A 20,102-nucleotide genomic window follows, 5' to 3' on the forward strand; every position below is an offset into this window, starting at 1 on the left:
GTATGAATTATACTTTAGAGATCATTAAGATGATTCTTTCGTTAATAGCTATTTTAAGCATATTCTTTTTATTAGTTAAGTTATTTAAAAGGGGTAATAACCTCTTTAGTTCGAGTAAGAATATAAGGCTCATAGAAAGATGTTATTTAGACAATGGTAAGGTGCTTTATTTAGTTAAAGTAGCAGACAAGGTGTGGCTTCTCTCTTCGGTTAAAGATAAGGTTGAGTTTATTGAAGAGGTAGATTTAGATAAGGTAGAGTTGGGAGATAGTTTAGAAAGACCAGATGTTTTTACTATATTCAAGAAAGGTAAGGAGTAATATAATGGGCAATAAGGCTATAAAAGTTACTATTTTGGTGTTGCTATTACTGATATTAGTACAAAGCGCAGCATTTGCAGAGACTAGATTCAATATACCTAATATACAGCTTCAAATTGGTGATGGGGTTGAAGGAAATGAAGTAGGAGAGTTAGAAACTTCTCTTAGAATTTTAATCCTATTAACAGTATTGTCCTTAGCTCCTGCTATCTTAATACTACTAACTTCCTTTACAAGAATTGCTATAGTTCTTTCAATGATAAGAAGGGCTTTGGCAACTCAGACAATGCCTCCTAATCAGGTTTTAATAGGATTATCAATCTTTCTAACTATCTATATAATGTCGCCGGTATGGGGCGAGATTAATCAAGAGGCGCTACAACCTTATTTAAATGAAGAGATAGGGCAGGAAGATGCTATTGATAGGGGGGTAGAACCATTAAGAGAATTTATGTTCAGGCACACCAGGGAGAAGGATATTGCTTTATTTATCAATATGTCTGAAGGTGATAGGCCAAATAGCCGAGAGGATATAGCTACTTATATCCTTATACCAGCCTTTGTTTTGAGTGAACTTAAGACAGCCTTTCAAATTGGATTTATAATATTCATTCCTTTTATAGTTATTGATATGATTGTGGCTAGTACTTTGATGGCTATGGGTATGATGATGCTACCGCCAGTAATGATATCATTACCTTTTAAGATACTTTTGTTTGTTTTAGTGGATGGTTGGTATCTGGTAATTAAGTCTCTTGTTGAGACTTTTTAGTAGGGGGTGTGAGTTAATTGAATCAGCTTTTGATTATAGAGATAGGTCGAAATGCACTTTTAACAGTAATTAAGGTAGCAGCCCCTATGCTTGGATTAGGGATGGCAGCAGGGTTGATTATCAGCATATTTCAAGCTACAACTCAAATTCAGGAACAGACTTTAGCTTTTATTCCTAAGATATTAGCAGTTTTATTTGCAATTATGATCTTTGGACCATGGATGCTTAATGTATTAATAGATTTTATTATTGAACTTTTCACAAATATACCTAACTATATCGGGTGATAAAGGGGATAAATATGACTGAACAAGAGTTATTGTTAAATATATATATCCTACTTTTGGTATTGGCTAGGGTTGCTGGACTCTTCTTGGTAGCTCCTATATTTGGTAGCCAAGCCCTACCACATAGAATAAAGATAGGCTTAGCCTTTATATTGGCACTTCTTTTAATGCCAATAATTCCAAGTGGAGGTATTCAACTTCCAGGGCCAATCCTACTAATTTCAATACAGATAAGTGTTGAGTTATTTCTTGGTTTAACTATGGGGTTTATACTAATGTTAATATTTAACGCTGTTCAAGTAGGAGGGCAATTTATTGATGTGATGATGGGCTTTGCTATGGCTAATGTGATGGATCCTCAAAGTGGAATTCAAGCCCCTTTGATTGGTCAATTTAAGAATATATTAGCTACCTTACTCTTTTTGTCCATAGATGGTCACCATTATTTGTTGAGACTATTGGCTGATAGCTTTTATATAGTAGAGATTAATCAGTTTTCTTCTTCATCTGATTTTGTGCTTGCTACATTAAGGGTGATAGGAGATTTCTTTCCTTTAGCCTTTAGGTTGGCCCTTCCAGTTATGGCTGTATTATTTATAGTTAATCTAGGTTTTGGTTTAGTTGCTAGAACAGTTCCTCAGTTAAATATCTTTATTGTAGGTATGCCGGTAAAGATATTTGTTGCTTTGACCTTTTTAGCTATCATTTTATCCAATTATTTAACTTCCCTAGAAGGGATCTTTATGGATATTATTGAGAGAATCTACTCTATAGTTGAGTTGATTTAGAATTAATTTGAGAAGAGAGGGGATAAAATGCCATCAGGATCATCAGGAGAAAAGACGGAAAAGGCAACCCCCAAGAAGAAGAAAGAAGCCCGCGAAGAAGGACAGGTAGCCAGTAGTAAAGAGCTTAACAGTGCCTTTACCTTGTTGACTGTTTTTTTAATAATGTACTTTTTAATGTCTTATATATTAAAAGAGATGATAGACTTTACAACTAAGGTTCTTGTTCATTACTTTGATATGCAATTATCCATTCGTAATTTTCATAATTTAATAATAGAGATAGGCTTCTTTTCTTTGAGACTACTCCTTCCGGTTATGATAGGCGTTGCTTTTGTTGGAGTAATGGTCTCTCTTTTGCAGGTTGGAGTCTTATTTACACCCAAGGTTATACAACCTAAGCTAAGCAAAATAAATCCTATAAGTGGATTTAAGAGGCTTTTTTCTAAAAGAACCCTTGTAGAGTTTCTAAAGTCGATGATAAAAATAACTGTCGTTGGTTATACGGCTTATCTGGTGATTATGGGGTATGTAGATGATATAATACTCTTATTGAATACAGGTTTAAGTAATGCTTTAAATATTATTGGAAACATATCCTTTTCATTGGCTATGAGGGTTAGTATGGTCTTTATAGTAGTAGGTATTGCAGACTTTATCTATCAGAAATGGCAGCATGAAGAGGATCTTAAGATGACCAAACAAGAGGTTAAAGAGGAAAGAAAGCAGGTAGAAGGTAGTCCTGAAATAAAATCTAAGCGTAGGCAAAAGCAACAAGAGATGGCTATGAGTAGAATGATGCAGGATGTTCCAGATGCTACTGTTGTTATAACCAACCCGACTCATATTGCAATTGCAGTTAAATTTAATATGGACGAGATGGATGTACCTCTTGTTGTAGCAAAGGGACAAGATGAGGTTGCTCAACGGATTAAAGAGATAGCTAAAGAGAATGATGTCGAAGTTGTAGAAGAGAAGCCTTTAGCTAGAGCATTATATAAAATAGTAGATGTTGGAGATGAGATTCCAATGGAGTTTTACCAAGCTATTGCGGAAATTTTAGCTTATATTTATCAAACAGATAAGGAAAGGAGGTTCTAGTAATGGCAACACCAGTAAGGGGAATAGAAAGAGATGGTTTAAGTAGATATACAGACGTAATCTTTGCAATGGCTGTGATTATGGTCGTTATAATGTTTATAATTCCATTACCGAAGACGTTATTAGATATTTTACTAACCTTAAATATAAGCTTGGGTTTAACTATCTTATTGGTATCTATGTATTTAATAAATCCTTTAGAACTTTCTGTCTTTCCCTCTCTTCTTTTAATAGCAACTTTATTTAGGCTAGCCTTGAATGTTTCTACAACAAGGTTGATTTTGGGAGAGGCAGATGCAGGAAGGGTAATCAGTGCCTTTGGTAGCTTTGTTGTCGGAGGAAATTATGTAGTTGGATTTGTTATATTCGTTATATTAGTAGCTATTCAATTTATAGTTATTACTAAAGGTTCTGAAAGGGTTGCTGAAGTAGCAGCACGATTTACTTTAGATGCTATGCCAGGAAAGCAGATGAGTATAGATGCTGATTTGAATTCTGGTCTTATGACTGAAGCAGAAGCAAGAAAGAGGCGTGAAGAGATTAGACAAGAGGCTGACTTTTATGGTGCTATGGATGGAGCTAGTAAGTTTGTTAAGGGTGACGCTATAGCAGGTATTATAATTACTTTAATTAATGTTATAGGTGGACTTATTATTGGGGTTATTCAAGGTGGTATGGGTATGGGTGATGCTATGCAGACATATACATTATTAACAGTAGGTGATGGGTTGGTAAGTCAGATTCCAGCACTATTGATATCTACTGCAACCGGTATTGTTGTTACTAGAGCAGCTTCAGAGGGTAACCTTGGTCAAGACTTTAGTAAGCAGTTGTTGGCCCAGCCTAAGTCTTTAATTATGGTTTCTGGTGTATTATTTATACTTGGAGTCTTTACACCTTTACCTACTTCTCCCTTTTTGATTTTATCATTACTTATAGGAGGGTTTTCTTATGTCCTCTTCCAAAGTGCTCAGGATATTGAAGATGAGATCGCTGTTAGTGAAGAGGAAGAAGAAGTTGAAGAATATAGAGAACCTGAAAATATAGCTCAATTATTACAGGTTGATCCTATGGAGGTCGAAGTAGGTTATAACTTAATTCCTTTAGTAGTTCCTGAACAAGGAGGGGATCTATTAGACCGTGTATCTATGATTAGAAGGCAGTGTGCTTTAGAACTAGGGATGGTAATACCTCCTATTAGAATTAGAGATAATATGCAGTTAGAACCTAATCATTATAGGGTGAATTTAAAAGGAATTGAGATTGCAAGTTATGAGATTAAGGTGGATAGGTATATGGCTATGGATTCTGGAATGGCTAGTGAGGATATAGATGGTATAGAGACTAAGGAGCCAGCCTTTGGATTGCCAGCTTTATGGATTGATGAGAAAGAGAAGGATAGAGCTGAGATACTTGGTTATACAGTCGTAGATTCACCTTCTGTAATGGCAACACATTTAACAGAATTGGTTAAGTCACATGCCTATGAGTTATTAGGTAGACAAGAGGTTAAGGAATTGATTGATAATATAAAGGAGGATTACTCTGCTGTAGTAAATGAGTTGATTCCAGAGCTTTTAACAATTGGTCAAGTACAAAAAGTCCTTCAAAATTTATTAAAGGAAGGAATATCAATTAGGGATCTTGTATCGATCTTAGAGGTTTTAGCTGACCAAGGAAGAAATACACAAGATACAGATATATTGACTGAGTATGTAAGGCAAGAAGCTTTATCAAGACAGATATCTAAGAAGTTTAAGGATGATGCTGATAATATTTATGTGATCACCTTAGCTCCAGATTTGGAGGAGAAGATCTCAAATTCTATAGAGCATACAGATAGAGGATCTTATATAACCTTAAATCCTAATCTAGTACAGAAGATATTTAATAATCTATCTGCTGAGGTTAATAATGTATTGAATAGAGGGATTGATCCGATTGTAGTTACTTCACCTATTATTAGGTATCATTTTAAGAGGTTAACTGAACAGGCAGCCCCTAATTTAACTGTATTATCCTTTAATGAGATAGAATCTTATCTAAATGTTCAAACAGTAGGGATGGTGAAGATATAGATGAAGGTAAAGAAGTATCAAGGTGAGAATATGCAAGAGACTATTTTGAAGGTTAAGTCTGATTTGGGATCAAATGCTATTATACTTAATACACGTAAATTTAAAAAAGGTGGTTTTTTAGGTTTTTTTGCTAAAACTATGGTAGAGGTTATTGCAACAGTTGAAGAAAAGAGCCCTCAAATAGATAATAATGGTAATAATAATAATCTCAAAAGTGAATTAAAGGTTATGAGAGAGATGATGAATAATTTGATGGGAGAGATAAAGGAGAGTAAGTCTAATCAACTTCAGGTAAATAACCCAAGTTTTAATAAGTTATATGAAGCTCTTTGGGAGGTTGGTATGAGTCGTAGTACATCTAGAGATCTTGCTGATAAGATAGTTAGAAATTTAAAGAGTCCACAACTGGATGTTGATGAGGTTGAAGAGATATTAAGAGATGAATTAATAGGAGAACTTGGGAGTATAAAAGGTATTGAGTTGGAGGAAGGCAAGACTAAAGTGATAGCCTTTGTTGGGCCAACTGGAGTAGGCAAGACTACTACCTTAGCCAAATTAGCAGCAGATTTTTCTCTATTTAAAGGAAAGAAGGTCGGACTTGTTACTGCTGATACCTATAGAATTGCAGCTGTAGATCAATTAAAGACCTATAGTGAGATAATTAACTTACCAATTAAGGTTGCTTTTACTCCACAAGAACTCAACCAAGCTATTGAAGAGTATAAAGGTTACGATTTGGTCTTGGTTGATACAGCAGGCAGGAGTCAGAATAATCAACTTCATATATCTGAATTGAAAGGTTTTCTTGCTAAAGCTAGTATTGATGAAATTTGCTTGGTCTTAAGTGCTACAACTAAAACTATTGATTTGTTAAAAATTATTGATGTTTATAAAGAGGCAAATTTAGATAAGCTTATAGTTACTAAAATTGATGAGACTGATTCCTATGGAACGATATTTGAAGCTGTAGTTAAATCTGAACTTCCTTTGTCTTATTTGACCTTAGGTCAAGGGGTACCAGAGGATATTGATATGCCTAAAGTTGAAGTTTTGGCTGATAACATAGTAGAGAGGTTGGAGCTATGAATGATCAAGCACATAAATTAAGAAGTCTTGTAAAGAGCATGAGTAATAACCAGGGAGATAATCAGAATAATGATGATTTAAATAAAGCTCATTTGTATACAATAACCAGCGGAAAAGGAGGGGTTGGTAAGTCAAATTGTACAGCTAATTTAGCTTTGGCCCTGCAAGAAAAAGGAAAGCGGGTTATAATTTTTGATGCTGATTTAGGTATGGCAAATTTGGATGTCATATTAGGTGTAACCCCTAGTTATAATTTAAAACATGTTGTAAATGGTTTAAAGTCCTTAGAAGAGATAATTGTAAGTGGACCTAATGGAATTGCTTTAATTCCCGGAGGGTCGGGAATGCAAGAGTTAGCTAATTTATCACAGATACAGATAAATAATTTGATAAGCTCTTTTGTTAGAATAGGAAAAGAATATGATATAATTTTAGTAGATACAGGAGCAGGGTTAGGAAATAATGTGGTTGATTTTATTTTAGGTTCTGATGAGGTGATTCTTGTTTCTACACCAGAGCCAACTTCTATAACAGATGCCTATGGCGTTTTAAAGACTATTTCAAGGTATGATAAGAGAATTAATATCAACCTTCTTATCAATCAGGTCGAAAATCATAGAGAGGGAGAAATTGTGAGTAAAAGGTTGATTACTACAGCTAATGACTTCTTAGAGTTGGAAGTAAGTTTGTTAGGTGTTCTACCCAAGGATGATTCTGTGGTGAAATCAGTTAAAAGTAGAAGGCCATTTTTGGTAGAGTTTCCCAAAGCTAGAGTAAGTAAAGAAATTAGAGTTATTGCTAATAAAGTTTTAGATCAAGAGGTAGAAAATGGTAGTCCAAAGGGGATAAAGGGATTCTTCTCTAACTTATTAGGGATTGGTAGAAGATAGGAGGTTTAAAATTTGAAAAGAAATTTTTCTAAAGTTAGAAAGTTTAATGTTGAAAGAAGATTAGAAATTAATCAGAAAGTAGATATAAAATATAGTTTTGGTGAAAAAGAAGAAAGTTATTCTTCTCAAGTTGTAGACTTGCTAGATGAGGAGACTTTTATAGTCAATGCTCCATTCTCTGAAGGTTTACCTGTAAATTTAGGGTACGGAAGTAGAGTAAATATTATTGTAAGAGATAAAAATGGTCTATATGACCTTCCAGTAAAATTAATAAATAAAAAGGTAGACACCACCCCCCTATGGGTTTTTAAATTAATAGGTGAGGTAAATAGGGTTCAGGAGCGAGAATTCTTTAGGTTAGATATCTATCAGGAGATAGAATTTAAGCAGGTGGATTCTTGTGATAGAACACTAGATGCTATAGATGATAAAGAAGATATAGTAAATTACAAAGGAATAATTAAAGATATAAGTGCTACAGGATTGCAGATTTTTATGCAAGATAGAGTATTGTCTGAAGGTGAAGTTATTGAGATAGATTTTTCTTCTATTAATGTAGATTTAAATAGGATTTTAGGAAAGGTTGTAAGAGTGAGTGAGGTCTTTAATAAAGATCTAAAGAGGTATAGTCTTGGTGTTGAGTTTGTTCATAGTAATGAAAATGATAAGGATAAGTTGATGGAGTGGTTATTTGCTAAGCAAAGAGAATTGAGGAGAAAAGGTCTTCTTTAAAGATTAGAGTTATGGGGGGCTAGACCATGTACAAGAAAAAATCTCGATTTACTGTAAATGAAAGTATTAAGATAATAGTAGAATCTGGTCCAAATGAAGGAGAGTATAAATCTAAGATTATTGATGTTAGTAAGGGGAAGATAAAGTTGGCCCTACCCACCTATGAAGGTGAAGAGGTTGATCTTAAAAAGAAGAATCCTTTAATACTTTCTTTAGAAGGTTCTAACGCCATATACACAGTTCGAGTTAAAGTACTTAAGAAGGTTAAAAGAGGGATTGCAGGTTTAATAGTTACTAAAGATGGTGATGAGAAGAGAATACAAAGAAGAAAATATGTTAGAGTTTCTTTGAAAGGTTACATAGATTACAGAGAAGTTGAATATCAGAACATAGGTAAGTGTGTACTAAATAATGATAAAGGTAGCGAATTTAAAGAAGGAAAAGGAATTGATATTAGTGGCGGAGGATTAATGATGTCCGTTGAAGATATAAAAGGTATTAAAGTAGGAGGTTTTTTAGAACTAAAAATTAAAGGGTTAAACCTCTCTTGTGATACTTTTAATGGGGAGATAGTTAGGATGCAGGGAGTAGAGAAAGATAATGGGCAATTTAGCAGTTATATAGTAGGAGTAAAATTCATTGATATTACTGATAAGTCGAGAGAAGAGATTATTGAATGGGTATTTGCTAAACAAAGAGATTTAAGACAGAAAGGTTTGATGTAATTTTTTAATAGGTTAATTTATTAAGTTTAAACATTTGTGATTTGTAAGGTTTTCTAAAGTAATTTAAGAACAAGACAATGAAGCTTGATAATTGATTGGAGGGTGAAGAGAATGATTGGAGATATTGATGATAAGCTAGCTAAGATAGGGCCAATACAACTAGATGCTTTAAAGGAGGTAGCCAGTATTGGTGCCGGAAATGCTGCTACATCTCTTTCTGAAATATTGGATAAGAAGATAAGAATGAAGGTTCCTCAAGTGAATGTTCTTCCTATACATCAGGTGCCTGAAATTATGGGAGGGGCAGAAGATTTAATTGTAGCTGTTTTAGTTAGGACTAAGGGAGATATAGGAGGTGGAGTTTTATTTACTCTTGATACTCAAAGTGCCAATCAATTGTTAGAATTATTAATTGGAGAAAAAATAGATATCGAAAAGAAGATGGGAGAGATTGAAGAATCAGCTTTAAAGGAAATTGCTAATATATTGACTGGTTCAAACTTAAATTCTTTTTCTCAAATTTTAGATATAAGTATAATGCCAGATGTTCCAGCTTTGGCTTATGATATGGCGGGAGCAATATTGCAGGTTGCTTTTATGGAACTAGGCCACATAGGAGACTATGCTTTAGTAATAGAAACAGAGGTTCTAGGAGATGTAGCCGAAGAGATTAGTGGGCAGTTTTTTTTGATTCCGGATTCAGAATCATTAGAGTTTATGCTAGATGGGCTAGGTGTTTCTATTAATGGTTAATAAAATTCGTGTGAGGATGGCGGATCTTAAGGTTGGTAGAGATGATGGTATAATAATAACATCTGGGCTAGGGTCTTGTGTAGGCTTAACTTTATATGATTCTAATTCTAAGGTTGGTGGTATGGCTCACATAATGCTACCGGAATTCCCTGTGGGAAAAAAGAACGCTAAATTAGCAAAATACGCTGATACAGCAATAGAGACCCTCATAAAAAAGTTACGAGATAAAGGGGCCAACACTAAAAATTTAGAGGCAAAGATGGCTGGTGGAGCACAAATGTTTAATTTTTCCAATATAGATAATAGAATAAGGATTGGAGATCGAAATATTGAGGCTACAAAGGAGATATTAAAGAGTTTAAAGATACCTTTAATCAATTCTGAAGTTGGCAAGAATTACGGTAGAACTATGGAATTACATCTTAACAGTGGAGATGTTCTTATAAAGACAGTCAAGTATGATGATATAGTAATATAAATAAGATACTTTAATAATGATAAAATATATAATGCTTGAAGGGATTTTAATATTAAATGGTTAATTAATAATATATAGAATGAAAATTATAATTAACACCTTCAATGCGCTTAACTAAAGGGGTATAAAAAATATTAGTAGGTTGATAGATCATAACTAGTTTTAAGAGGTGGTTATTTTAATTTAGAAGGAGTTGTGAATGGTGAGCTGGCTATCTAAAAAATTGATGATTTTATTTTCCTTAATAGCTATAGTTGTGGTTTTAACTATATCATTATTTGTAGGTTTAAGCTTAGTTGTTATATTACAAAGGGTTTTCTTAGGAGGATTAGTATTTGCTTTATTAGGTGGTATAATTGGTCAACTTATAGATACTAGTGTAACTTCTTCTAATAATAAAGAAGTAAAATATGCTAAAGCAGAGATTGCGGCAAATGATGATTTAAAAGCTAAAGGTAGTGAAGAGGAAGATATTGAACCATTGACCTTTGCTAAGGTTAATAATGGTAATAATAGGGTTATAAATGAGGATCCTAATAAGATGGCAGAGTTGATAAAAAATAGTATCAATGATGAGAATTGAGGGGGCACCTTAGGTGAAAGAAAAAGACAATAAGAAGGAAAGTCTTTTATGGAAAAGTTATAAAGAAGAGGGCTCTAAGAAGGCTAAAGAAGAGTTGGTTTTGAGTTATGTCCCACTTGTAAAACATATTATAGGAAAGTTATTGATAAATTTAGGTGATAGATTTGAATTTGATGATTTATTAAGTTATGGTGTCTTAGGATTAATAGATGCTATAGATAGATTTGATCCTTCTAAAGGATTTAAGTTTTCTACCTATGCAGTACCAAGAATTAAAGGGGCAATTTATGATGAATTAAGAAGGTTGGATTGGGTTCCTCAAGGAGTAAGGAAGAAGGCTAAGGACTTGTCTAGGGTCTATAGAGATTTAGAGATGAAATTAGGTAGAACACCTAATGATGAAGAGGTAAGAAAAAGTTTAGGTTTAGATAAGCAATCATTCAATAAATTATTAAATGAAGCAAATATACCTCGAAATACATCTTTAGAAAAGGTACTTATTCCTTATGGTGATAAAGAGGTTCAGCTAAAGTCGTTGATTAAGGATTTGGAGGATGGTCCTGATCAACTATTTCTTTATAAAGAGATGAAAAAAATCTTAGGTGAGGCTATAGATAATTTGCCTAAGAAGGAGAAGTTGGTTCTTGCTTTATATTACTATGAAGATCTGACCTTGACTGAAATAGGAAAGGTAATGGATTTAAGCACTGCAAGAATATCACAACTTCATACTAAAGCTATATTTAGGTTAAGGGGATCTTTAGGTAGGAAGAAAGATTCATTGATTATATAGATTTTCACTTCTTGTTTATTTCAAATGAAATAGGTATAACAAATTGATTTTTGTCATCTAACATATAGAAAGGAGGTATTAAATTATGGCTAGAATTGAAAAGATAAAAGTGGAGGGCAAGAAGGAGAAGAATGTTTTAAAGCAAGCTTATAAGGTTTTTTCGCAGATGGTAGATGATGATTTCAAAGAGGAGGATATAACTTTAGATTTACTGGAGGAGAAAAAAGGTTTTTTAGGTCTTATTGGTAAAAATAAAGTTTATCAATGTACACTTGAGATTAAGGATAAGATAGTTAATGAAGATGGAGAGTTTAAGGTTAGTGTAAGAGATAAAGGTATATTCTTATTGGTTAAACAACCTAAAGGTAAGGGTAGAGAGATTAAGATGGATATGATTGAGGAGGTCTTGGATAACAAAGAGATTGTTGAAGTTGATTATGAAGCTTTAAGTGAAGGTTTAACCTTAGATGGTGAAGAGGTTAAGATTGCCCAAAGAAAGTATGAACTTGATCGTGATGCTAAAATTGAGGTTAGTGTTAGTAAAGATAAAATGGAGGCTTACTTAGATTATACCCCTCCCCTAGGAGGTAAAACTCTTGAACTAGAGGAAGTAATTGAAAAGATAAAAGAATCGGGTGTAGTCTTTGGTTTGAGGAAAGAAGAGTTAGTAGAGGTATTTGACCCTGAAGAACCTTTAGAATCTTTTTTAATAGCCAAGGGAGAAGAACCAACTCCAGGTGAAGATGGGAGAGTTAAATTCAATTTTGATCTTGATAGCCATGAAAGAAAGGTAAATCTCTTAGAAGATGGTAGTGCTGACTTTCGTAACTTAGATAGAATAGTCAATGTTAAACCTGATGATTTACTGGCTACTAAGATACTTCCTAAAGAAGGTGAATCAGGCAATAATGTTCTAGGTGAAGATATAGAACCAAAGCCTGTTAAAGAGGTAGATATTCCTGTAGGTGAGAATGTGAATCTAAGTGAAGATGGGATGACCTTAAAAGCAGCTATGGAAGGTCAAGCAGTTTATAACAAGAGTAAGATAAGTGTTCTTGATGTGTATACAGTCAATGGTGATGTTAATCTATCTACTGGTAATGTTGACTTTAGCGGTAGTGTAATAGTTAATGGAAATATTACTGATGGGATGGAAGTTAAAGCTAATGGTAATATATTAATAAAAGGAAGTGTTTATGGAGCTTGTCTAGAGGCTGAAGGACAGATTGTTATCGAAAAGGGTTTGATAGGGTCTAATAAAGGTAAAGTCTCTTCTAAGGGTGATGTTGAGGTTAAGTTTATAGAAAATGCTACAGTAGATACTGACGGTGATTTAGTAGTAAAAGATGCAATTATGCATAGTACAGTAAATGCTGGTGGTAAGGTGGTTGTTATAAGTGGTAAGGGCTTGATTGTAGGAGGGGAAGTTAGAGCAGCCCAAGAGATAGATGCTAAGATTATCGGTTCTAATTTGGCTACTCCAACTGAAATATCTGTAGGTGTAACACCTGAGCTAAGAGATTCCTTTAGAGAGGTAGATATACAATTTAAGGATAAACAAGATAAGCTTGATCAAGCAATTAAAAATATTAGGATGTTAAAGAAGAAGAGAGAAGAGCAGGATGGAAGGTTATCAGAAAAGAGGCAACAACTTTTAAATCAACTTATTAGACAACGATTTAGTATTGTAAAAGAGATTGAAGAGCTAAAGCAAGAGAGAAATGAATTGGCTGATAGATTAGAAGAGGGGAAAAACGGTAATATAAAAGTCAAAGATACTCTTTATTCAGGGGCGATATTGACTATTGGAACAAGCATTCATAGAGTAAGTGAGGATGCTAGTTATGTACAGTATTATCTTAAGGATGAGAATGTAAAGTCAAAACCCTATTCATAAGGTGGTGTTATAATTGACTGAGCCTATTACGCCTAAGACTACTTACCCACGATCGTTGAAGGTTAGCGAAGTGGAACAAAATAGGTATTTAAAAGAAGATATTAATCATAATCAATTGGCCCAGGACTTTCAAAAAAAGAGTATAAATAATCAAAATAAAGTAATTTATGCAGAAAAATCTGAAGGTAAGAAGGTTGCTAAAGAGAAGGATGAAGGCAATAGTGAAGGTGAATCTTCTAATGGTAAAGAGGATAATGATGAGCGAGAAGAGGAAAAATTAGAATTGGATGACAAAGGGGTATATATAGATATAAAAGTTTAATTGGGGGTAATAAATTTGGAGTATCTATTATTTGTAGCAGGTGCTTTTATAATAGTTTTATCACTGATCTTAACCTTCAGGGCCAAAGACAATAGAGATGATTATTATTTTGAAAATGAAGTTTTAGCAGAGATAAGAGCTTTGAAGAAAGAGATCAATAAAGGTGAAGTTAAACAGGAGGACTTTTCAAGTTTGCTTAACAAGAAGGTTTCTAAGCAGGGTATTATAGATGAAGTTCTTGAGGTCAAAAAGAGTTTAGGGGTGTTGGCCCGCAAGAATGAAGAGGTATTAAGGAAATTGAACTCTTTGGAGGAGAAGGTAGAGAAGAAATCTTCTTTTGAGACTAAACTCTTTAATAAAAAAAGTAGAGAATCTAGTCAAAGCAATAAAGCAAGTGAAGAGTATTATAAGATAAAAGAGCTTTTAGAAGATGGCTTAAGCTTACCTGAAGTTGCGAAAAGTTTAGATATGGGTACTCGTGAAGTGGAACTTATCTGTAAGCTTAACTCGCGGAGGGGAGGCTGATGGGAAAGAAGGTCTTATTAATAATAGGAATTACAATGGTATTTACATCTTTATTTATGATTGCAGAAGACGGAGAAGAGAGTCGAGAGAAGGTTATTACTGAAGATTATATAATACAGAGGGCCAAAGGCATAGGGATGACCTTTCCTGGTGAAGAGTATAGAAGAGGTATTAACTTAGAGTCTAGGGTGAGCTTAGAAGAAGCTTTCTTAGGTTTTGAAGGTCAGCAAGAGAAAGAAGATAAAACAGTTGCAGAAGAAAAAAATATAGAAGAAGAAACTATAATCAATAAAGCTAAAGAATTAGGTATGGTTTTTGTTGATGATAATGTAGAAGAGAAGGTAGAGTTAGAAAGTGATAAAGAATTTGAAATCTCTATTACAATCCCAGAAGGAATTGCAGGTAGGGATATTGCTACCATCTTATATGCGAATGGTCTCATAGAAGATAGAATGGATTTTATTTTGTTGTCAGATAAATTAGGGGTAGATAGCAAGATAATGGCGGGGGACTATATTTTTGAAAAAGGTATTTCTCCATTGAGAGTATTATTAGAGATGACAGCAAAATAGAATATTTCCAAGGCATCCTAACCACTTGATTCTTACTCTTCTTTGTGAGTATTTGGGTGGTTTTTCTATTAGTAATATAGCTGTACTGTAGTTCAACTAGCTATTTGCTGCTAGTTGCTATCTATTAGCCAAACCTGCAGTGCTAAAGTAGGGTTTAAGGTTCTTTAGCTAAAATCCAATAGCTAGAGGCTAACAACTAATAAATTAGTGCAAAAAAATTATAATAACTATTGATAAAAAAATTAAGGTGTGTTATACTATCTAATGGTGTGAGAGATATATGCACCCAAAACGCACACCCTTGGACTTTCGTGAAGGTGCCTCTTAGAGGTCTTACGAAGGGAAGAAGGGGGTGGAGGATTAAAAACCGAGAGGAGGTGCCAGTAATGAGCGTAATTACAATGAAGCAATTATTAGAATCAGGAGTTCACTTTGGTCATCAGACTAAAAGGTGGAATCCTAAGATGGATAGGTATATATTCACTGAAAGAAATGGTATCTACATAGTTGACTTACAACAAACAGTTAAGTTAGCTGAAAAATCTTATAATTTTGTTCATGAATTAGCAAGCGAAGGTAAGAATATTATGTTCGTAGGAACTAAAAAGCAAGCTAAAGATACTATAAAGCAAGAAGCTGAAAGATGTGGAATGCCTTACGTGAATGAAAGATGGTTAGGTGGTATGTTAACTAACTACAAAACAATTCGTAAGCGTATAAAGCGTCTAGAAGAGTTAGAGCAGATGGAAGAAGATGGAATATTTGAAGTTCTTCCTAAGAAAGAAGTAATGACCTTGGAAAAGGAAAGAAATAAATTACAACGTTTCTTAGGTGGAATTAGAGATATGAATGGTGTTCCTGATGCTTTATTCGTTGCAGATCCTCGTAGAGAGGAGATTGCAGTAGCTGAAGCTAAAAAGTTAGGTATCCCAGTTGTAGCTATTGTAGATACTAACTGTGATCCTGATCTTATTGATTATGTAATTCCAGGTAATGATGACGCTATTAGAGCCGTTAAATTACTAACTGGAGTTATTGCTAATGCAGTTGTAGAAGCTAATCAAGGAGAACAACTTGAAGAAGCAGAGGCTGTTGAAGAAGAAAGCAATGATGTAGAGTAATAATAAAGGGCGTGTAGTAAGGATGTTAATCGTCCTTATGAAGCGCCTTTTTTAAATAGGAAGTTCTTTAATAAAAAAGGAGGTTTGATGATGGCAATTTCTACTGCTGATATTAAGAAGTTAAGAGGAATGACTAATGCCGGAATTTTAGACTGTAAAAAAGCTTTACAAGAGACAGATGGTGATATGGATAAAGCAGTTGAATACTTAAGAGAGAAAGGTATAGCTTCTGCTGAAAAGAAAGCTGGAAGAACTGCTGCTCAAGGTCTAGTATCATTTAAAGAAGAGGGTAATCTAGCTGTTGTTGTAGAGGTGAACTCTGAAACTGACTTTGTTGCTAAAAATGACAATTTTAAAGAAGTTGTTGATAATATTGCTAATCATATCTTATCACAAAGACCAGAGAGTGTTGAATCAGCCCTTGAACAACCTTTATTAGGTGAAGGGAAGAAGGTTCAAGAGTACTTAAAGGAATCTATTGCTAAGATTGGTGAGAATATCTCCCTTAGACGTTTTGAAATCTTTGAAAAAGAAGATGGAGATGTATTTGGTACATACTTGCATATGGGAGGGAATATTGGTGTATTGACTCTACTTGAAGGTGGAGATGAAGAAAGTGCAAAGAATATTGCTATGCATATTGCTGCAGCAAATCCATCATATCTAAATAGAGATGAAGTACCAAGTGAAGATATTGAAAAAGAGAAAGAAGTACTTAAAAACCAAGCTTTAGGTGAAGGTAAGCCTGAGCATATTGTTGAAAAGATTGTTGAAGGTAGAATTGATAAGTTCTATTCTTTAAACTGCCTTATTGAACAAGAATATGTTAGAGATACTGATATGACTGTTGGAGAATTGCTTGAAGAGAAAGAAGCTCAACTTAAAGCCTTCGTACGTTATGAAGTTGGAGAAGGAATCGAAGTTGAAGAAGAAGATTTCGCTAAAGAAGTAATGAGCGAAGTCAACAAGTAAAGATAAAAAAGAGGACACTGGTGTGTTCTCTTTTTTTGAAGTAATATTTTCTAATTATAAAGAGGAATTTAGGATATATTATAGAAATATAAAATAAGTAATGGGAGTTGAGTTAAGTGGCAAGAAAAAAGTTCTCAAGGGTAATTATAAAGTTAAGTGGTGCTGCACTTGCAGGGAATCAAGATTATGGTATAGATCCGCAGTTTATAAGTTCTATAGCTGAGGAGATAAAGGGTGTATCAGAGACTGGTGTGGAGATAGCTATTGTCGTTGGAGGAGGAAATATCTTTAGAGGTATTGCTGGAAGCGCTAAGGGGATGGATAGAGGAACTGCTGATTATATGGGGATGTTAGCAACTGTTATGAATTCGTTGGCCTTGCAGGATGCTTTAGAGAAGTTAGATATTGATACTCGAGTACAAACTGCTATTGAAATGAGACAGATTGCTGAACCTTATATTAGAAGGAGAGCTATGCGTCACTTAGAGAAGGGGAGAATTGTTATTTTTGCTGCTGGTACAGGAAACCCATTCTTCTCTACTGATACAACTGCCGCTTTAAGAGCAGCAGAAATTAATGCTGATGCTATCTTAATGGCTAAAAATGTAGATGGGGTTTATGATTCTGACCCAGTTGAAAATCCAAATGCAGTTAAGCTTAAGGAACTTGATTATATTGATCTTTTAAATAAAGGTTTAGGCGTTATGGATTCTACTGCAGTATCATTATGTATGGATAACAAGATTCCTTTAATAGTATTTGGAATGAGAGAAATGGGGAATATTAAACGTGTTGTATTAGGTGAAGAGATTGGAACTTATGTCAAATAGATTTTTTACATAAAAGGAGGATATAAGATGATTAAGGAAGTTGCAAGTAATACTAAAAAAGAGATGGATAATGTGATTGAAAAGACTAAAAATGAGTTTGCTAAAGTGCAAACTGGTAGGGCCAAAGCTTCTTTGCTTGATAGTGTCAAAGCTGAATATTATGGTGCTTTAACACCTATTAATCAAATGGCTAAGGTATCTGCTCCTGAACCAAGACAATTATTGGTTAGCCCTTTTGATAAAAGTGTAATTGATGATATTGAAAAGGCAATTTTAAAGTCTGATTTAGGATTAAATCCTAACAATGATGGTGATGTAATCAGAATTAATATACCACAATTAACTGAAGAGAGAAGAAAAGACTTAGCTAAGGTAGTTAATAAAAAAGCAGAAGAAGGTAAGATTGCTATTAGGAGTATTCGTCGTCAAGCTAATAGTGAACTAGAAGCTTTTGAAAAGGATGGAGATATATCTGAAGATAACTATCGAAGAGGTTTAGATAATATTCAAGATATTACTGATCAGTATATAGCTAAGATAGATGAACTGCTTGAGAAGAAGATAGCGGATATAATGGAAGTATAGCTATGAATAATTTAGTGGCATTAGAGTATAATACTGCTAAAGAGATTTTAGAAAAAAGCAATTATCAGGTTCAATTCAGGTATAGTAGACCGCCTAAGCAGTTGGTTGGTTTGGGCCAATTAAGGGTTATTGGTCAAAGAAAGATTGATGATACTCTTGTAGAGCTTATAGTAGGCCATGAAGATTATAGGTAGGTGTATTGGTATCTGCCCCAATTATAACCCCCCTCTCTTTAATGAGGGGGTTATTTTATAAATTAGGAGGATTAATGGCGTGAGTATTATAAAGAAAGCATTAGGATTGATAAGTTTTAATAAAGGTAATATTAATAATAGAGCTGCTTTGGATATAGATAAGATAAAGGAAGGGCCAATACCAAGGCATATAGCAGTTATTATGGATGGGAATGGACGTTGGGCTAAAACAAGAGGGTTGCCTAGGACTGCTGGTCACCAAAAAGGTGTAGCTAGATTAAAGGAATTTATAAGGGTTGCAACTCAATTGGGTGTTGAATATATAACTACATATGCTTTCTCTACAGAGAATTGGAAGCGACCAGAAAAGGAAGTTGATTTTTTGATGGATCTCTTTGAAAAAGTATTTTTAGAAGAGGTTGAACATTTTAATAGAGAAGGGGTTAAAGTGAATATTATAGGTAATAAAAATAGGCTCCCTTCTGCAGTTAAAAAAAGAGTAGAAGAAGTTATGGATGTAACTAAGGGTAATAGTAGAATAGTTGTCAATGTTGCTTTGGATTATGGTGGTCGTTTTGAATTAGTTAATGTCGTCAAGGAAATTGCTCAGAAGTTGTTAGATGGAGAGCTTGACTTAACAGATGTTGATGAAGACTTAATAGGGGGTAGTTTATATACTAAAGACCAACCAGATCCTGATCTTTTAATTAGACCAGGTGGGGAGAAGAGGATTAGTAATTTTCTATTATGGCAATTGGCTTATTCTGAAGTTTACTTCTCTGATGTTTATTGGCCCAACTTTAAAAAAAATGAATTATTAAGTGCAGTCTATGAATTTCAGCAAAGAGAACGCCGTTTTGGTGGCCTTAAAGGGAGTGGTGGTGAATAGATGTTAGTCAAGAGAGTTTTAAGTGCAGTAGTAGGAATTCCTTTATTGATAATTATTTTTCGAATTGGTGGATTAGCTTTTTTATTACTAAATATGGGAGTTGTTTATTTAGGTATAGGGGAGTATTTTAAGTTTACAGAAGGAAAAGGCGTAAATGCTAATAGATTTTTAGCTATTCTTCTAGGTCTAATTCTTCTTTTATTAACATATTTAAATAGTAGTCTAGAGGTTATTTATCACTTTTTATTTATGGCTGTTTTAATTGTACAATTAAAACAGGTTCTTATATCTAAGGATGATTCTCCTATATTAACTACGGCAATTACTATCTTTGGTGTCTTATATGTAGGAGGACTATTTAGTTATTTACTTAGATTATTTAATTTGCAGCATCAAAGACAATTTGGTTCTATCTTGCTTTGGTTACCAATTTTAGCTACCTGGGCCAATGATACAGGTGCTTATTTTACAGGTATGAACTTTGGTAAAAGGCCTTTGGCCCCTAAGATAAGTCCTAAGAAGACAATAGAAGGATCTTTAGGTGGTTTAGCTGCAGGCCTTTTAGTTACAACAGCAATAATTACCTATTTGGGATTTGATTATTGGCATGGAATTATACTAGGAGTTTTAATTGGAGTCTTTGGACAATTAGGTGACCTTTGTGAGTCTATATTCAAAAGGGATGCTCAGATAAAAGATTCAGGTGATATAATACCTGGTCATGGTGGAATTTTAGATAGGATAGATAGCCTCTTATTTGCTTTACCTATTGCTTATTATTATATTCAGTTTATAATTTTCAAGTAATGGAG

General features: G+C 34.0%; 25 protein-coding genes. All 25 read left to right on the plus strand.

The annotated features are described in order from the left end of the window. Nucleotides 1–2 precede the first annotated feature (2 nt). The 25 genes from HALSAC_RS14670 to HALSAC_RS0101150 all read left to right on the plus strand — a co-directional run bounded on the left by HALSAC_RS14670 (nt 3) and on the right by HALSAC_RS0101150 (nt 20,097). Nucleotides 3–320 carry a FliO/MopB family protein gene (locus HALSAC_RS14670; protein ID WP_027338703.1) on the plus strand — a complete coding sequence of 106 codons (318 nt, stop codon included), beginning with the start codon at nt 3–5 and terminating at the stop codon, nt 318–320. Between the two features lie 4 nt (nt 321–324). After that, complete coding sequence (gene fliP, locus HALSAC_RS0101035) at nt 325–1,092, plus strand: flagellar type III secretion system pore protein FliP (RefSeq protein WP_027338704.1); 768 nt, start codon at nt 325–327, stop codon at nt 1,090–1,092. 17 nt (nt 1,093–1,109) lie between these two features. Beyond that, the gene (gene fliQ / locus HALSAC_RS0101040; RefSeq protein ID WP_027338705.1) at nt 1,110–1,379 is read left to right on the plus strand and encodes a flagellar biosynthesis protein FliQ; all 270 of its coding nucleotides are present in this window, start codon (nt 1,110–1,112) and stop codon (nt 1,377–1,379) included. 14 nt (nt 1,380–1,393) lie between these two features. Further along, nucleotides 1,394–2,167, plus strand: a complete 774-nt coding sequence (gene fliR / locus HALSAC_RS0101045) for a flagellar biosynthetic protein FliR (RefSeq protein ID WP_027338706.1) — start codon at nt 1,394–1,396, stop codon at nt 2,165–2,167. Nucleotides 2,168–2,194: 27 nt separating this feature from the next. Beyond that, the gene (flhB, locus tag HALSAC_RS0101050; RefSeq protein ID WP_027338707.1) at nt 2,195–3,265 is read left to right on the plus strand and encodes a flagellar biosynthesis protein FlhB; all 1,071 of its coding nucleotides are present in this window, start codon (nt 2,195–2,197) and stop codon (nt 3,263–3,265) included. Between the two features lie 2 nt (nt 3,266–3,267). Further along, complete coding sequence (gene flhA, locus HALSAC_RS0101055) at nt 3,268–5,343, plus strand: flagellar biosynthesis protein FlhA (RefSeq protein WP_027338708.1); 2,076 nt, start codon at nt 3,268–3,270, stop codon at nt 5,341–5,343. Continuing rightward, the gene (gene flhF, locus HALSAC_RS0101060) at nt 5,344–6,429 is read left to right on the plus strand and encodes a flagellar biosynthesis GTPase FlhF (RefSeq protein ID WP_027338709.1); all 1,086 of its coding nucleotides are present in this window, start codon (nt 5,344–5,346) and stop codon (nt 6,427–6,429) included. After that, nucleotides 6,426–7,319 carry a MinD/ParA family protein gene (locus HALSAC_RS0101065; protein ID WP_027338710.1) on the plus strand — a complete coding sequence of 298 codons (894 nt, stop codon included), beginning with the start codon at nt 6,426–6,428 and terminating at the stop codon, nt 7,317–7,319. Before flhF ends, HALSAC_RS0101065 begins: the two co-directional genes overlap by 4 nt. 12 nt (nt 7,320–7,331) lie before the next feature. Beyond that, entirely contained in the window at nt 7,332–8,051 is a 720-nt protein-coding gene (locus HALSAC_RS0101070; protein WP_027338711.1) for a flagellar brake protein, read from the plus strand. Nucleotides 8,052–8,077: 26 nt separating this feature from the next. Then, nucleotides 8,078–8,776, plus strand: a complete 699-nt coding sequence (locus HALSAC_RS0101075; protein WP_027338712.1) for a flagellar brake protein — start codon at nt 8,078–8,080, stop codon at nt 8,774–8,776. Between the two features lie 111 nt (nt 8,777–8,887). Continuing rightward, entirely contained in the window at nt 8,888–9,529 is a 642-nt protein-coding gene (locus HALSAC_RS0101080) for a chemotaxis protein CheC (protein ID WP_035571030.1), read from the plus strand. Beyond that, nucleotides 9,522–10,007 (plus strand): chemotaxis protein CheD, encoded by a 486-nt coding sequence (locus HALSAC_RS0101085; RefSeq protein ID WP_027338714.1) that lies wholly within the window; start codon nt 9,522–9,524, stop codon nt 10,005–10,007. Before HALSAC_RS0101080 ends, HALSAC_RS0101085 begins: the two co-directional genes overlap by 8 nt. Before the next feature lie 226 nt (nt 10,008–10,233). Continuing rightward, nucleotides 10,234–10,590: a hypothetical protein gene (locus tag HALSAC_RS0101090; RefSeq protein WP_211231276.1), complete on the plus strand. Its 357-nt coding sequence runs from the start codon at nt 10,234–10,236 to the stop codon at nt 10,588–10,590. A gap of 13 nt (nt 10,591–10,603) precedes the next feature. Then, nucleotides 10,604–11,383 (plus strand): FliA/WhiG family RNA polymerase sigma factor, encoded by a 780-nt coding sequence (locus HALSAC_RS0101095; protein WP_027338716.1) that lies wholly within the window; start codon nt 10,604–10,606, stop codon nt 11,381–11,383. Nucleotides 11,384–11,468: 85 nt separating this feature from the next. Beyond that, nucleotides 11,469–13,280: a FapA family protein gene (locus HALSAC_RS0101100; RefSeq protein ID WP_027338717.1), complete on the plus strand. Its 1,812-nt coding sequence runs from the start codon at nt 11,469–11,471 to the stop codon at nt 13,278–13,280. A 13-nt stretch (nt 13,281–13,293) separates the two neighbouring features. Further along, nucleotides 13,294–13,602: a hypothetical protein gene (locus HALSAC_RS0101105; protein WP_027338718.1), complete on the plus strand. Its 309-nt coding sequence runs from the start codon at nt 13,294–13,296 to the stop codon at nt 13,600–13,602. Nucleotides 13,603–13,617: 15 nt separating this feature from the next. After that, a complete protein-coding gene (locus HALSAC_RS0101110) occupies nt 13,618–14,127 on the plus strand; it encodes a DUF6115 domain-containing protein (protein ID WP_027338719.1) in 510 nt (169 codons plus the stop codon). Next, the gene (locus tag HALSAC_RS0101115) at nt 14,127–14,699 is read left to right on the plus strand and encodes an MltG/YceG/YrrL family protein (protein ID WP_027338720.1); all 573 of its coding nucleotides are present in this window, start codon (nt 14,127–14,129) and stop codon (nt 14,697–14,699) included. Before HALSAC_RS0101110 ends, HALSAC_RS0101115 begins: the two co-directional genes overlap by 1 nt. A gap of 386 nt (nt 14,700–15,085) precedes the next feature. Next, entirely contained in the window at nt 15,086–15,820 is a 735-nt protein-coding gene (gene rpsB / locus HALSAC_RS0101120) for a 30S ribosomal protein S2 (protein WP_027338721.1), read from the plus strand. 90 nt (nt 15,821–15,910) lie between these two features. After that, the gene (tsf, locus tag HALSAC_RS0101125; RefSeq protein WP_027338722.1) at nt 15,911–16,792 is read left to right on the plus strand and encodes a translation elongation factor Ts; all 882 of its coding nucleotides are present in this window, start codon (nt 15,911–15,913) and stop codon (nt 16,790–16,792) included. A gap of 116 nt (nt 16,793–16,908) precedes the next feature. Then, nucleotides 16,909–17,622 carry a UMP kinase gene (pyrH, locus tag HALSAC_RS0101130; protein ID WP_027338723.1) on the plus strand — a complete coding sequence of 238 codons (714 nt, stop codon included), beginning with the start codon at nt 16,909–16,911 and terminating at the stop codon, nt 17,620–17,622. Between the two features lie 27 nt (nt 17,623–17,649). Then, the gene (gene frr / locus HALSAC_RS0101135; protein WP_027338724.1) at nt 17,650–18,207 is read left to right on the plus strand and encodes a ribosome recycling factor; all 558 of its coding nucleotides are present in this window, start codon (nt 17,650–17,652) and stop codon (nt 18,205–18,207) included. Nucleotides 18,208–18,209: 2 nt separating this feature from the next. Then, nucleotides 18,210–18,401 carry a hypothetical protein gene (locus HALSAC_RS0101140; protein WP_027338725.1) on the plus strand — a complete coding sequence of 64 codons (192 nt, stop codon included), beginning with the start codon at nt 18,210–18,212 and terminating at the stop codon, nt 18,399–18,401. 130 nt (nt 18,402–18,531) lie between these two features. Then, entirely contained in the window at nt 18,532–19,290 is a 759-nt protein-coding gene (locus tag HALSAC_RS0101145) for an undecaprenyl pyrophosphate synthase (protein ID WP_027338726.1), read from the plus strand. Next, nucleotides 19,291–20,097 carry a phosphatidate cytidylyltransferase gene (locus HALSAC_RS0101150; protein ID WP_027338727.1) on the plus strand — a complete coding sequence of 269 codons (807 nt, stop codon included), beginning with the start codon at nt 19,291–19,293 and terminating at the stop codon, nt 20,095–20,097. It begins immediately after the preceding gene. Nucleotides 20,098–20,102 lie beyond the last annotated feature (5 nt).

This window comes from Halonatronum saccharophilum DSM 13868 (assembly GCF_000517025.1).
Classification (GTDB): domain Bacteria; phylum Bacillota; class Halanaerobiia; order Halobacteroidales; family Halobacteroidaceae; genus Halonatronum; species Halonatronum saccharophilum.